Source organism: Seohaeicola sp., from assembly GCF_048006315.1.
Classification (GTDB): Bacteria; Pseudomonadota; Alphaproteobacteria; order Rhodobacterales; family Rhodobacteraceae; genus Seohaeicola.
The window spans coordinates 3,118,048-3,131,593 of record NZ_CP180350.1; the positions used below are offsets into that span (position 1 = coordinate 3,118,048).

At 54.2% G+C, this 13,546-nt stretch carries 14 protein-coding genes, 1 pseudogene and 1 other annotated feature; of the genes and pseudogenes, 5 read left to right on the plus strand and 10 right to left on the minus strand.

Annotation, left to right across the window (positions count from 1 at the left end; all coding sequences use genetic code 11):
* Window positions 1–57 precede the first annotated feature (57 nt).
* From ACMUJL_RS15560 to ACMUJL_RS15575, 4 genes are all read right to left on the minus strand, one after another.
* Window positions 58–561, minus strand: coding sequence for an RES family NAD+ phosphorylase (locus ACMUJL_RS15560; protein WP_375572993.1), 504 nt, complete (start codon window positions 559–561; stop codon window positions 58–60).
* Window positions 558–1,028 (minus strand): antitoxin Xre/MbcA/ParS toxin-binding domain-containing protein, encoded by a 471-nt coding sequence (locus tag ACMUJL_RS15565; RefSeq protein ID WP_375572991.1) that lies wholly within the window; start codon window positions 1,026–1,028, stop codon window positions 558–560. Before ACMUJL_RS15565 ends, ACMUJL_RS15560 begins: the two co-directional genes overlap by 4 nt.
* A 401-nt stretch (window positions 1,029–1,429) precedes the next feature.
* Entirely contained in the window at window positions 1,430–1,690 is a 261-nt protein-coding gene (locus ACMUJL_RS15570) for an H-NS family nucleoid-associated regulatory protein (RefSeq protein WP_416914338.1), read from the minus strand.
* Between the two features lie 186 nt (window positions 1,691–1,876).
* Window positions 1,877–3,105, minus strand: a protein-coding gene (locus ACMUJL_RS15575; protein ID WP_375568893.1) for an IS3 family transposase whose coding sequence is annotated in 2 segments (ribosomal slippage) — window positions 1,877–2,817 and window positions 2,817–3,105 — 1,230 coding nt in all. Because the reading frame shifts where the segments join, the coding sequence is not laid out codon by codon here.
* Window positions 2,708–2,824 (minus strand) — a sequence feature (AL1L pseudoknot). (Overlaps the previous gene by 117 nt.)
* Before the next feature lie 604 nt (window positions 3,106–3,709).
* Between ACMUJL_RS15575 and ACMUJL_RS15580 the strand changes: the two genes are divergently transcribed.
* The gene (locus ACMUJL_RS15580; protein WP_416914339.1) at window positions 3,710–4,363 is read left to right on the plus strand and encodes a hypothetical protein; all 654 of its coding nucleotides are present in this window, start codon (window positions 3,710–3,712) and stop codon (window positions 4,361–4,363) included.
* Window positions 4,364–4,459: 96 nt separating this feature from the next.
* Here the strand turns inward: ACMUJL_RS15580 and ACMUJL_RS15585 are convergent, their stop codons facing one another.
* Entirely contained in the window at window positions 4,460–5,416 is a 957-nt protein-coding gene (locus tag ACMUJL_RS15585; RefSeq protein WP_375568772.1) for an IS5 family transposase, read from the minus strand.
* Window positions 5,417–5,513: 97 nt separating this feature from the next.
* On the opposite strand from ACMUJL_RS15585, the gene ACMUJL_RS15590 reads away from it, so the two are divergent.
* Window positions 5,514–5,978 (plus strand): hypothetical protein, encoded by a 465-nt coding sequence (locus ACMUJL_RS15590; RefSeq protein WP_416914340.1) that lies wholly within the window; start codon window positions 5,514–5,516, stop codon window positions 5,976–5,978.
* A gap of 460 nt (window positions 5,979–6,438) precedes the next feature.
* Here ACMUJL_RS15590 and ACMUJL_RS15595 read toward each other — a convergent pair.
* From ACMUJL_RS15595 to ACMUJL_RS15610, 4 genes and pseudogenes are all read right to left on the minus strand, one after another.
* Window positions 6,439–6,654 (minus strand): annotated as a pseudogene (locus ACMUJL_RS15595) (helix-turn-helix domain-containing protein); the annotation flags it as partial.
* Between the two features lie 632 nt (window positions 6,655–7,286).
* A protein-coding gene (locus ACMUJL_RS15600) for an IS630 family transposase (RefSeq protein ID WP_375572983.1) occupies window positions 7,287–8,200 on the minus strand; the annotation gives its coding sequence in 2 pieces (ribosomal slippage) (window positions 7,287–7,856 and window positions 7,859–8,200; 912 coding nt in all).
* Window positions 8,201–8,478: 278 nt separating this feature from the next.
* On the minus strand, window positions 8,479–8,805 hold the full coding sequence (locus ACMUJL_RS15605) for a transposase (RefSeq protein WP_375572981.1): 327 nt from the start codon (window positions 8,803–8,805) through the stop codon (window positions 8,479–8,481).
* A 93-nt stretch (window positions 8,806–8,898) separates the two neighbouring features.
* Window positions 8,899–9,399, minus strand: coding sequence for a hypothetical protein (locus ACMUJL_RS15610; RefSeq protein ID WP_375572979.1), 501 nt, complete (start codon window positions 9,397–9,399; stop codon window positions 8,899–8,901).
* 477 nt (window positions 9,400–9,876) lie between these two features.
* Between ACMUJL_RS15610 and istA the strand changes: the two genes are divergently transcribed.
* The 3 genes from istA (at window position 9,877) to ACMUJL_RS15625 (ending at window position 13,121) form a co-directional block, all read left to right on the plus strand.
* Entirely contained in the window at window positions 9,877–11,409 is a 1,533-nt protein-coding gene (gene istA, locus ACMUJL_RS15615; RefSeq protein WP_082896251.1) for an IS21 family transposase, read from the plus strand.
* Window positions 11,399–12,193, plus strand: coding sequence for an IS21-like element helper ATPase IstB (gene istB, locus ACMUJL_RS15620; protein ID WP_068289770.1), 795 nt, complete (start codon window positions 11,399–11,401; stop codon window positions 12,191–12,193). The genes istA and istB overlap by 11 nt, the downstream gene beginning before the upstream one ends.
* A gap of 121 nt (window positions 12,194–12,314) precedes the next feature.
* The gene (locus ACMUJL_RS15625; RefSeq protein ID WP_375572976.1) at window positions 12,315–13,121 is read left to right on the plus strand and encodes a hypothetical protein; all 807 of its coding nucleotides are present in this window, start codon (window positions 12,315–12,317) and stop codon (window positions 13,119–13,121) included.
* On the opposite strand, the gene ACMUJL_RS15630 is transcribed toward ACMUJL_RS15625, so the two are convergent.
* Window positions 13,122–13,403, minus strand: coding sequence for a hypothetical protein (locus ACMUJL_RS15630; protein WP_375572974.1), 282 nt, complete (start codon window positions 13,401–13,403; stop codon window positions 13,122–13,124).
* Between the last annotated feature and the right edge of the window lie 143 nt (window positions 13,404–13,546).

A 13,546-nucleotide genomic window follows, 5' to 3' on the forward strand; every position in this document is an offset into this window, starting at 1 on the left:
GAGGCGCAGCATGGAGTGGATGGACGCTTGGGCCAGACCCCGTGCTGACTGACAGGGTCAGGAGGGTGGTTGCAGACGAGGATCAAGTGCAAATCGTTCCTGTACGACATCTGCATAGAGCCCGTCCGCTTTGTCCGCGTCAAAGATCAGGTTCCAGCTATGGCGGGAAACGGTTGAGGGGATCAGGATGCAGGCATGCTCCCGTAGCAAGTCATTGCCGAACCGCTGCTGGTTCTTGCTCGGCGGGGCAGGGGTGAGCCAGTTCGGGTTTGGTATCTCTTCAGGCTGAACCACGTGGATGCGCGAGGGCGCAGAAATTCGGGCTGAGGTGAGAAAGTGTGGGGCCATATCCAGCACGTCAAATCCCTTGTGAACGTCAACCTCGAGACAGGCTGTCGCGGGATCCAGAGAAGAATAGACGGCCCTTACGCCTGGCGTGTTCCAGCGCCCACCAACCCGGAAAGCACCTTCTCCACTGTGCCAGCTTTGGTAGTGGCCTTTCTGGTCTATCCGCCACAGCCTGATCTCACACGAGCCGAGTGGAGGCGGCAGTGGTGTCAAGTATAGACTCCGTATTCCAGACGCGTCAGATATTCCTCCAGAGCTTCCACTCCGGCCGATGTGGCAAGCAGGTCGATCGGTTTCCGGTTGGATAAACCGATTGCGGGCTTGTTCATCCAGGCTTCCGCTGCCTCCTCAGACCCCATGACATCGATGGCATGGGCAAAGACTTCAGCGAACCGCCATGTCCGGTTGCTCTGTTCGACGCTGAGTAACTGCGGAGCACTCTTGGCTTTGTGGCGCTGGAGCGTCCGCAGGCTTAGACCGACTGCCGTCTGAAGGGCATCACCTTTTGCCAGGAAGCTCACGGCCGATACGAGGTGGAGGAGGGCGTCAGCTGGCAGGCCCTTCAGCAGGACCTCATGCGCATCCATCGCATTTCGAACTTTCGCGTGTATGGCTTTATCACCGCCGAGAAGGTCGACGGTGCGTCCGAGGTCACTTTCAGTCTGAACCGTTTCCATCATTCCCCCCCCCAACCTGCGTCACTTGACGTAGAACATACGACACGTGGCGCAGGCATTCAAGACCGCAGGGCATTGCCGCTGCAGCAACAGACTGCTCACAAGGAATGGGCTTTGTATTGGTTATCGATCCTGTGCAACAGCTTTGGATTGAGCAGTTTGGCGACGCCTTGATCTGGTTTGGGTTGATGCTGAACTCACGTGAAAGTTGCATGCAGATATTTTCATTCTGAATGGCAGCTCCCAACAGCTCCGCCCGCATGCTGGGCTGTGATTGGGGCGTGGAGGCCCCGCCACAGCCTTTTCCTCCCTGGCAACCGTATCATGCTGTTGCGCGTAACAGGACACGCATTCAGGACGTCCAGAAACTTAGATTGACCAATGCGACATTGCGAATAAGTAAATCATGCCAGCAAATCTTCCGGTGAAATCCCGGCCCTGACGGCTTCTTTGAACCAGTCAGGGTGACGACCTCTGCCTGTCCAGGTTATGCTTGCATCATCTGGGTGACGGTACTTTGGAGGGGCAGATTTTCGCTTTTTCTTGGCGACAGTAGCACCGGTGAGTTCTGACAGAGAGAAGCCAAACTCATTTGCCTTGGCCTCAAGCTCTGCCAGTGCCTGCTTTTTCTGACGCTCTTCAAAGCTCTCAATCGCCTTCGTCACTTGCTTGTGTAGGCTCTTGAGTTCAGAGAACTCATTTCTTCAAGATGAATGTTCGACATGATAATATCCTCCCGTACCTATGCCTGACCCTGATATCCAATACTTGCTGCAAGCAATCAAGAGTAGGATTTTGATTGAAAATAAGTCTGAACCGCGCCGGGTTTGCCGGAGGCTGATTGACGTTAGTTACGCGGCCACGGGTTCAGTTTCCAGAGCTGCGTAGAAGTTTGCTTCGGCTTCTGCGGGCGGGATGTTCCCGATAGGCTCGAGCAGGCGGCGGTTGTTGAACCAGTCGACCCATTCGAGTGTTGCGTATTCGACGGCCTCGAAGCTGCGCCACGGGCCGCGACGGTGGATGACCTCAGCTTTGAACAGGCCGTTGATCGTTTCGGCGAGGGCGTTGTCATAGCTGTCGCCGACGCTGCCCACAGAAGGTTCGATACCCGCCTCTGCCAGCCTTTCGGTGTATTTGATGGACAGGTATTGGCTGCCTCGGTCGCTGTGATGCACCAGCCCCATGCCTTTGACCGGGCGACGTTCGTGGACCGCCTGTTCTAATGCATCAAGGACGAAACCGGCGTGAGGGGAGGTGCTGACGCGCCAGCCAACGATCCTCCGAGCATAAGCATCGATCACGAAAGCCACATATGCGAACCCCTTCCAGGTTGCGACGTAGGTGAAATCACTGACCCACAGCATGTTCGGCGCGGGCACCCGGAACTGGCGGTTCACTTTGTCCAGCGGACAGGGCTGCTTTTTGTCGGGGATCGTCGTTCTGTGAGGCTTGCCTCGGATAATGCCCTGAATATCCATATCCTTCATCAACCTCGCGACCGTGCAGCGAGCGACAGTAAAGCCCTCGCGGCGCAGCTGGTGCCAGACCTTGCGCACGCCGTAGACGCTCCAGTTCTCCTCGAAGACACGCCGGATCTCTGGTCGCATCGTCTCGTCCCGGCGCGCGCGATCCGACCGCCGGGTTGGATCGGCCCTCTTGGCCAGATGATCATAATAGGTGGACGGGGCGATCGGCAGCACGTTGCAGATCGGCTCGACCCCGTGCGCATCACGATGCGCGTTGATAAAACCCACCATCACTTCGACCGGCGGTCGAGCTCCGCCAGCGCAAAATAAGCCGACGCCTTGCGCAGTATCTCATTCGCCTGGCGCAGCTCGCGGTTCTCGCGTTCCAACGCCTTCATGCGCTCGGCCATCTCGCTGGAGACGCCCGGACGCTTGCCGCCATTGACCTCGGCCTTCTTGACCCAGTCGTTCAGGGTCTGGGGTGCGCAGCCGATCTTCGCCGCAATCGACATAATCGCCTGCCAACGCGACCCGTGCTGACCCTCATTGTCAAAGACCAGTCGCACCGCGCGTTCACGCACTTCAGGGGAAAACTTGTTCGTTGTCTTGTTCATGATGCTCCATCCTAATCAGGAGTTGGAGCCTCCGGCAAACCCGGCGCGGTTCAGTCCAGGTAAATTTCAACAGCCTTGGGGGCCATGACGAGAAAGCATCACGAATTATCGACATTTCACTTAAGAACAAAATCAATCAGCTTCGAGCCTTGCGCCCACAGCGGCGCAGCATATGGGAGGTTCTGCCGCCATGATATAGGGCACTCTAAACCCCATCTGGACGGTCAACAGCGACAAAAGTTAGTGAACGAAAACTTTCGGAACGGTTCGTTGTGGCGATGGGTTTCGATCTTTTGATACATATTGCCAGCAAGGCGGAGCATTGCAAGTTAGCGCCACCCAAACAAGAGGATGGCGCTGCAGACAGCGATCCAAATCGTCGAGCCACCGGTGAGCCCTTTCCCACCAATCTATTCATTCACAAGATTTGATAGGTACATGGGAGCACATTTAATTCGAAGATGTTCAGGATTTATGCGAACTGGTAAAAAATAGAGCAAAAGTTATTAACCGTTTTGGGTTATCGCTAATCAGTCAACGTTTAGGCTAAAAATGAAGCATCATGAGGTTTTGATGCGGGGATGCCGTGCGAAGAATATTGTTGATGACCAATCACCTTTTTCAGTGGGCTGGAAGTGAGTTAATAATTATCGAACTTGCTGAGTTTTTTCATTCCAAAGGAAAGAGCGTTGTCATTTTTGCTAACGATTTAGATCAACGCTTTATCATGCAGAATATTTCTGAAGAAGTTTTTGTGACCAGTTCGAAGGAAGATATCCACATTGCTGAGTTTGACCTTGTATATTGCCAGCATCAAGTCCTCACGCTCTTCTTAGATCAGCTTATAAGTTTGAAAAGCTTTAATTCGCGGCCCCGGATAGTTTATGGTCATTTATCCCCATATGAGAGGCTGGAGTTCCCAGGTGCTGCTATAGAGTGGTGGTATGCTGATAGAATTCTGTGCAACAGCTTTGAAACATATTCGAAGATGATTGAATTGGGGCTTGATAAGTCGAAGATGAGGGTTTTTCCAAACCCAGCGCCGGATGATTTCTTTGATGTCCCGCTCGCATATATAAAGCCACGAAAGATTCTAGCTATTTCGAACCATTTCCCAAAAGAGGTGCGTGTCGCTCTCAAGATTTTGAAAAAGAACGGTGTTGGTGTTACCCGTCGAGGCACGCAACATGTCAACTTGCGTGTTACACCTAAGGAAAGTCTGATCAACGGCCTCGGCTGCGCCGATATTGCCGCTTGAGGGCACTATGGGGCCAGACAAGCACCGTTTCCAGTGATTTTGGCGCTGTTTGAGCCGCCTGAGCGGCGTTGATGCCGATTTCCGACAAACTCGTCCTCATGCCAGTAGCCGTCGTCGGACGAGGAACAGGTTGCCGAGCGCGAACAGTGTGAACAGATGGGCCCGGTTCTTTGCCAAACCGCGATACCGCGTTTTCATGTGACCGAACTGCCGCTTGATGACCCGGAAGGGATGTTCGACCTTGGCGCGCACCATGGCGATGATCCGGTTGATCTCCTCGTCGATGGGGTCGAGCTTGCCGCCCTTGGGCGCCTTGCGCATCACACCCCAGACCTTGCCATCCTTGCTGAACGCAGCCTCGCGCTCGGCGCTGACATAGCCCTTGTCGGCCCAGACCGACTTCTCTTCGCCATGGAGCAGTTCATCCCAGACCCGGCTGTCGTGCACCTTTGCGGTCGTGGCCTCTAGGCTGTGGACAGTGCCGCTGTCCACGTCGACACCGACATGGGCCTTCATGCCAAAATACCAGTCATTGCCCTTCTTTGTCGAAGACATCTCGGGGTCCCGCGCCCTGGCCTGGTTCTTGGTCGAAGACGGCGCATCGATAATCGTGGCATCCACCAGCGTGCCAGAGCGCAGCGTGATCCCCTTGTCTGCCAGATGCGCGTTCACTTCGGCGAAGATCACCTCGGTCAGCCCGTGACGCTCAAGAAGATGCCGGCAGTTGAGGATGGTGGTCTCGTCGGGGATGCGGTCATAGCCCAGTTCGATCCCAGCGAAGCGGCGCATCGCTTCACTGTCATACAGCGTCTCTTCGGCCATCGGGTCGCTCAGGGCGTACCAATTCTGTAGGAAGTAAATGCGCAGCATCGTCTCCAGCGGCATCGGAGGCCGCCCGCCCTTCGGCCCAACCTTCGGGTAATGTGGCGCGATCAGCGCAAGCAGCCGCCCCCACGGAACCACCGCATCCATCTCTGCCAGAAACTGCTCGCGCCGTGTGATCTTCTTCTTCATCGCGTCGCAAAGGCCGGGAATGGCGGGCTGTTTGGGCATGAACACGGTCTCCTTCGATCGATGCCCGCAGCCTACCACATCACACTGAAACCGGCAGGTTTTTCAGACTTTCCCTAAAGACATGCTGCAGCATGACATGGTGTTGACGATCGGCAAATCCGTTCAATATGCCATGGCAGCTAGGCGACCAGTTTATGTGTATGACAGGTTTGGTGGGCCTGGTTGGATTACATCTGAAAACTTCAAAAATGCCGAGAAGTTCAACTTTTCTGGTCGATGCGTCGGTCAGGAAAAAAGAGCTGAAGAAATTGCATCCGAGATACTCGCAAGAATTGATCAAGGTTTTGACGCCGACTGCTATCATGATGTTGTCCGTGATAGGTTTAGGCTCAGCGCTCATGTTAAGTCAGCATTTACGGATCTCGGTGCTGATAGCATGGCGCGGCAGTCAAACTACAGGCCGGATGTTGTTTTAGAAAGCATGTTTAAAAGGGAAAAACAAAGCTATGAAGATCAGATTTTTTACAGAAACAGGCGTCGCAAGAAAAAGCTTTTCAAAGCCATGAGAAATTGGCTTTTTGGAAAGCTACATATTTCGTGAGTCTCTGTTGCACAAGCTTGGAGGGGATTCATCTTGTGTCTCCGGCATGGTCGTAGGGATGCATGAGCAGACACATCCCCCACCTTACAGGACTAGGAATTTGCCAACCTGCAATGAAGCGCTCAAGCGCATCTCGGGAATTGCTGCGGAATTCCCTGACAGGCAGTGAGCGGGGCAGGCATCATCGTCGAGGACGAACGCGAGAGCGCAAGGGACTTTTACCCACGGTTGCTACACTCAAGGTTCACACCGCCGTCATCAGAGGCTGCACAGCACTGGTACCTGACATAGCAGCCGTTGAGTCAGTCTGTCCGAAAAAAGGGCAGGTCTGCCGAGAAGCCATTTTATCAAAGAAAGCAACTGCGCCACCAAACACACGTGTTCCGTCTGCACTGAGGCACGATCAATACTGAAAAGGCACATGCAAATTTTCTCAACGCGCTTCGATTGAACAGACCTTTTCGATATCATCAAAAAAGAATTCTACCGGGACCGACAAGGCTTTTGAAATCAAGAAAAGCCTGGAGGCGCTTACCCGATTCTTCCCAGTTTCATACTTTTGTATTTGTTGGAGCCTGACACCAACTTGGTTGGCTAGTTCGTGCTGAGAGACACCTAACCCCCACCTGCGGTATCGAATGCGTTTTCCGACCTCCTGGTCAATTGGATGTATCATTAAGTAATCCTCACGCTACCATTCAAACTAGATAATGGATGCAGGCCCGGCCTATTTCAATTTGTCTAACGATTAATATAATATGACAATAGTATAAATTATTGAATAAATTGGAGCTCCTGTATCATGTAAGCGCTGATCAATTTCAGAGGTGTAAGTGAGTTTATAGCGGTACTCAGTGCCAGATGTGCGCGATATAGGAGACCCTTCGTGTGGGGATATCACGGCTTGCGACGCGTTTCCGCGGTTGTAGCGATATTCTGGCAGTTGTAGCCAGGGGAGAACGATAGATCACCTTCGAGATGCAGAACGAGCGACGGCGCTGGTTTTTCTGGGGCAAGGCCATTTCCAGATAGCAATTTCGTGGCTGCTCACGCTGAGCGACGGCGCAGAAAGGTCGCATCGCAAGCGCATGGGGGCGCTTTTGTTGAACTGCAGAGCAAGTCGGCGCTGGAGGCGGCCGCCAATTCGGATGAGATCGAGGCTTGATGGCCCCAGCAGGCGGAAGGCTGGATCATCTGACCCGGCTACTGCGCTACCAACGCCCGCTCTTGCCCGGCACGCGGCGGGTCTAAAGCATTTCGAGTTTATGTAGGAGCATACCCGGCCTCGCAAAAGTAGTTCCAGCATTCCTAAGGTGTGTAGAGATCACAGATTTTGCCGAGGGCTTCGAACAGTCCAGTGAATGACCGCGCTCCAATGCGCCTCAGGTGGGCTTTGAGTTTTGAGAACGCCATTTCTATCGGGTTCAGGTCCGGGCTGTAGGGCGGCAAAAACAGGAACCAGCAGTCGTGAGCACGCAGGAGCGCCTCGGCTTCTTTGTTGCGATGGGTGGCCAGGTTGTCGAGGACGACGGCGGTACCGGGTTCGATCTCGGGTATCAGCACGTCACGGATGTAAGCGACAAAGGCTGGGCCGTCCATTGCTCCCTTGATGACCCAGGGTGCAACCAGATCGGATGGACTCAAGCCAGCAATCAGGGTCTGGGTGCCCCATGATCCAAAAGGGGCGGATGCTGTCAGCCTTGTGCCGCGCATGGAGCGACTGCGTATCCGCGTCAGATTGGTTTTGACCGATGTTTCGTCAATGAACACAACGCGTTCAGGCATTGCGCTGATCGCAGGGACACGATGTGCAAACCAATCAGCTCGTGCGCGCTTTACCCTTGCGCGCTTGCGTTCATCCGCAATGAGGCTCTTTTTTTATACGTATAACCCAACCGCTTGAGGGCTTGATCGATGCCGGAGACGGACGCGGTCACGTCATGCGCATCCGCCAGAGCACCCTGAAGTTCCTTGAGCGTGATGTCTGGGTCTTGATGGATCAACTCGACCAGAAAGTCATGGTAGGGGGCGAGCCTTCCATAACCGGTGTTGCGCGGGTTATCGGCAGGCGTCAGGCCCAGCCCCTGCTTGAGCTTTTGAGCAAGGCGCGACGCCGATGCAGCGGAAATTATCAATCGACGACCGATCTTACGACCTGTCAGACCTTGGCCAAAGAGCACTTCAAAACGGGCTCGAATATCGGCAGAAGGCGGGTTGGGCATGATCTGATCCTCCTGAACAGGATGAATCAGAAAAACAGCCCGCTGTGAATCCCCTTTGATTCAATGAACGCTGGAACCGCTTTAGGGTCGCAGATCCTGATCCCGTCGTGCCGGACAATTCCGCCAAGGCGAACCGACAATACGAGCCTAAGGTTAATGGTAGGTGAACGGGGCGGTCAGCAATACCAAGCAGAATGATTCAATGCATGATAAAACGTTTCGCGCAAAAAAAGCCATGTCACTGTGTGCGTCCTGGCGCGCGATTTGGAAGCTCAAGATCAGCTTCCTGGACGGTCAATCTGCGCCAAAGCAAAATAATAGGACGCGGCTTCGCGCAGGACCTCATTCGTCTGGCGGAGTTCTCGGTTCTCGCGCTCCAGAGCCTTCATCTTCTGAGTCATCACGTTTGGGATGCCTGCGCGCTGCCCGTTAGCGGCCTCGGCCTTTTTGACCCACGCGTTTAGGGTCTGAGGGGCGCAACCCACCTTAGCCGCAACCAATATGACTGTCTGCCAGCGCGAATCAGTCTGACTGTTGGCGCCCAAAACCAACTGCACAGCGCGCTCACGCGCCTCGGAGGAGTATGTGTTCGCCTTCTTCTTCATGACGCTCCGTCGTACTTGGGGGGCACTCAGCATACTCGGTGCTGATTGGTCACACATGCTTCAGGGCAAGGAAGTTGTTGCAGTGGCGCAGCATTAGCCAATCGAGGCGTCTGCATTAATTTCAATCCGAGCCTGAAAAAGCGCATTGTTGGCCAGAGCTGCGTCGATTGCACAGTCCAGATCACCTTTCTTGAAGGGATAACGCAGGGTGGCATCGCAGATGCCAGCGCGTTCGGTGCTGAAGTCGTGCGATTTTGCGCGGTTGGAAAAAATGATCAGCGGTATGGATGGGAATGAGAGGCGCAAGTCTCTGAGAAACTCAAACCCACGCGAAATGCCACCTAGGACTTCGATGTCGATCAGAAAGCAGAGATGATCAAGTCCCAGCGATCTCCGACGCCGCTCCAGCCATTCGACCATCTTAAACTTGTCGGTGTGGTTCGACCCTAGCTTGCCGCAACGGTCGAGCCAACGCAGTTCCTGCGGTGCATCTGCCAAAGCAAAACTAGAGGTCAAGCAAACCAACTTGATGCGAGATGGGTCTGCCAAAGATTGAGGCAATAAATCAATCGCGGCGTTTTCCTGGTGCAGCATTAGCTCAACCTTCCTCATAAAACTTGTACAAGTATGCCAAGTCTCCAACATTATCTCGAATAAACATACGAATAAAAAACAATAAAATTGAACAAAAAAAAATAATAAAGATAAAATTATAAACAAAAGTATAAAAAATTTAGCTAAATAGAATATAGGGGAAGTCAGGAAATGCTGGGCTCCTTTGTGGCCGTTGTGCGCGCAGGCGTAAGTATTATGCATAAGTATAAAAAGTAAACTTTTTACCGGGTGCAAACTGATAAATCGTGGGTTAACCACGGAGATGAGTGAAACGTCGGAGCACGTTGCAGCGTTGCGGGATGTTTTGCATGGTAGCGAAGGAGACCGAGAATTGGAGAGCTTCATGTTGATTTCCACCGAGAACTGACCCGGTTAGCGTCCTAATTTCCATTGAGAATTGACCCATGTGACCCTTCCCCCACGCGACGAGCGCAGGGGGGCAACGGAGTGATCCACATGGGACTTTTGAACATTATACGGAAGCTGCGTTTGCGGCATGGCCTCCCGATCCGGGAGATTGCCCGACGGACTGGTCTGTCGCGCAATACGATCAAGAAGTATCTGAACGCGGGGGCGATCGAGCCTTCCTTTTCGACGCCGGAGCGGCCCAGCAAGCTCGATCCTTTTGCCGACAAGCTGGCAGGCTGGTTGAAGACCGAGGCGGGGAAGTCGCGTAAGCAACGGCGGTCCCTGAAGCGGATGCATGCTGATCTGGTCGCGCTCGGCTTCACCGGATCCTACAATCGCGTGGCGGCCTTCGCCCGGGAGTGGCGCGCAGATCGCCAGCGAGAGCAGCAGACGACAGGTCGCGGCACATTCGTCCCGCTCCTGTTCCGCCCGGGTGAGGCCTTCCAATTCGACTGGAGCGAGGATTATGCCATTCTGGGCGGCGAGCGCACGAAGCTTCAGGTGGCACATATCAAGCTGTCATACAGCAGGGCGTTTCTTGTTCGGGCCTATCTGCTGCAGACACATGAGATGCTGTTCGATGCCCATTGGCATGGGTTCCGCGTCCTTGGCGGCGTGCCGGAGCGCGGCATCTATGACAACATGAAGACAGCCGTAGATCGGGTTGGTCGCGGCAAGGAGCGCCAGGTCAACATGCGCTTCCTCGCCATGGCGAACCACTACGTCTATGAACCTGAGTTCTGCAATCCGGCTGCGGGCTGGGAGAAAGGCCAGGTTGAGAAGAACGTTCAGGATGCCCGGCCGCGCCTGTGGCAACCGATACCGGACTTCCCCGATCTCGCAGCGCTGAACGCCTGGCTGGAACAGCGCTGTCTGGAACTCTGGCGCGAGATCCCTCACGGCACGCTTTCTGGCTCGATCGCTGATGTCTGGGCGGCGGAACAGGCTGCGCTGATGGCCTTGCCGCCCGCTTTTGACGGGTTTGTCGAACAGAGCAAGCGCGTCTCGCCGACGTGCCTGATCAGCTTCGAGCGCAATCGCTACAGCGTGCCTGCTTCATTTGCCAACCGGCCCGTCAGCTTGCGGATCTATCCTGACCGGCTGGTCGTGGCGGCCGAGGGCAACATCCTGTGCGAACATACCCGTGTGATCGAGCGTAGCCACCACCTCCCACCGCGCACGATCTACGATTGGCGGCATTATCTGGCCGTCATCCAGCGCAAGCCCGGTGCGCTACGGAATGGGGCACCCTTTGCAGAGTTGCCACCCGGCTTCAGGCAACTGCAGGAGAAGATGCTGCGCCGCCCGGGTGGAGATCGGGAGATGGTCGAGATCCTGGCGCTTGTCTTGCATCACGATGAACAGGCCGTGTTGAAGGCCGTGGAGCAGGCTCTGGCTGAGGGCGTGCCGACCAAGACGCACGTGCTAAACATCCTGCACCGGCTGATTGACGGCAAGACCACTGAAGGGCCGGACATCGACACGCCCCAGTCTCTGATCCTGCACCGCGAACCCAAGGCCAATGTCGAACGCTATGATGGCCTGAGAGCCCGGAACACCGGAGGCCGCCATGCGTCATGATCCTGCCAGTGGCGCCATCGTCATCATGCTGCGCAGCCTGAAGATGTATGGGATGGCACAAGCCATCACCGATCTGATCGAGCAGGGCGCGCCCGCCTTCGAGGCTGCTGTGCCAATCCTGTCCCAGTTGCTGAAGGCTGAATTGGCGGAACGCGAGGTGCGCTCCATTGCCTATCACATGAAGGCTGCGCGCTTCCCTGCCTACAAGGATCTCTCCGGCTTCGACTTCGCCGCCAGCGAGATCAATGAGGCCACAGTCCGCCAGTTGCATCGCTGTGAGTTTATGGACGGGGCACAGAACATCGTGCTGATCGGCGGGCCGGGAACGGGCAAAACCCATGTCGCTACCGCAATCGGCATCCAGGCCATCGAGCACCACCGGCGTAAGGTCCGCTTCTTCTCGACCATCGAACTCGTCAACACGCTCGAACAGGAGAAGGCAAAGGGAAAGGCTGGACAGCTTGCCGAGAGCCTGACGCGCCTCGATCTCGTGATCCTCGATGAACTGGGCTACCTGCCGTTCAGCGCATCTGGCGGGGCGCTACTCTTCCATCTGCTGAGCAAGCTTTACGAGCGCACCAGTGTCATCATCACAACCAACCTCAGCTTCAGCGAATGGGCCAGCGTGTTCGGGGATGCAAAGATGACAACTGCACTGCTCGATCGTCTCACGCATCGCTGCCACATCCTGGAGACCGGAAACGACAGCTTCCGCTTCAAAGCCAGCTCCGCCACAGCGGCCAGAAAAAAGAAGGAGGCAAGTCATGTCTTGACCGAAGACTGACCCAAAATTCATAATCAGAGGTGGGTCAGTTCTCGATGGAAAACCCGGGTCAGTTCTCGGTGGAAATCAACACGATACGACACCTGAGAAGCTTAAAGCGCAAGCGCGGTAAGGAAACGACATGTCTGATATCGACTTCAAGACGTTGTCGCGTGAGATGGCTGGCCGTGAAGGTTTGGGTGCCTCAGCGATCATGTTCACGATCATAGCGCTTGTGGCCTTGGTGCTCGTTTGGGCAAACTGGGCAGAGCTTGACAATGTTACACGCGGTGAGGGACGGATTGTCTCCTCAGTACAGAACCAGTTGGTTCAGGCTTCTGAGGGCGGGGTTATTCTGAGACGTTACGTGTCTGAGAATACAGTTGTCGCAGAGGGGGAGGTTCTTTTTGAAATTGACCCGGTAGATGCAGGAAGCGAACTTAATCGACTGGTTCAGCGGCTTGCAGCCCTCGATATTAAAGAATTGCGGTTGCGAGCAGAAATCAACGGAGCGGAATTTTCAATCTCCAATGAGTTGAACGCCCGCTCACCAATGGTCGCCCTGACGGAGCAAAGTCTCTTCTCTGCCAGGCGGTCTGAATTGGCGGGTCAGCTTGCTGTCTTGCAGCAGCGCTTTGAACAACGCAAGCAGGACCTCAGGGCTGGTGAGAGTGTTGCAGGAACGGCAGAACGTACGGCAGGATTTCTCGATGAAGAAATAGCTGTTGTTGCTCCGCTTGTCAGTGAAAATATTGCGCCGGCAACGCGTCTCCTGGAGCTACAGCGTCAGCTAGAGCAAGTTCGGGGAGAAAGAGACAGAGCACAAGTTTCGGAAATCGGCATCAACGCCGCTCAGGCGGCTCAAACAGCGCCAAAATCACTGGAAACGGTGCTTGTCTGGCCCCATAGTGCCCTCAAGCGGCAATATCGGCGCAGCCGAGGCCGTTGATCAGACTTTCCCTAAGTCATCAGCGAATGTTTTTTCGCTAAAGTTAAATTCATCTAATACACGAAGAAGTGAACTAATCTTCTTTGCAGCATCAGATACTTCTGAAAGGCTATCTGAGGCTACATATATATCGCTACACATTTTCCACAACTTTGTAAGTTTAACTTGTGCCACTTTGATATCACTCTCCCGACAAATATTCTCCCCCTTTATGGAGAAAAAAATAAAATTTTTTGATATAAATTCACATAGATTGGCATGAAAGCCATCGAAAGATAGCATATTTTAGCGAAGAGGTAATTATACATCAATAGATAAAAATATTACCTATTAATTCTATCGTTTTTTGGCGGGCTTTGTTTCTACAGTAAGCACTAGGGGTCTGCTCGGTGTGAGCCCAGGGCTTACTTTTTTTCAAAAGTATC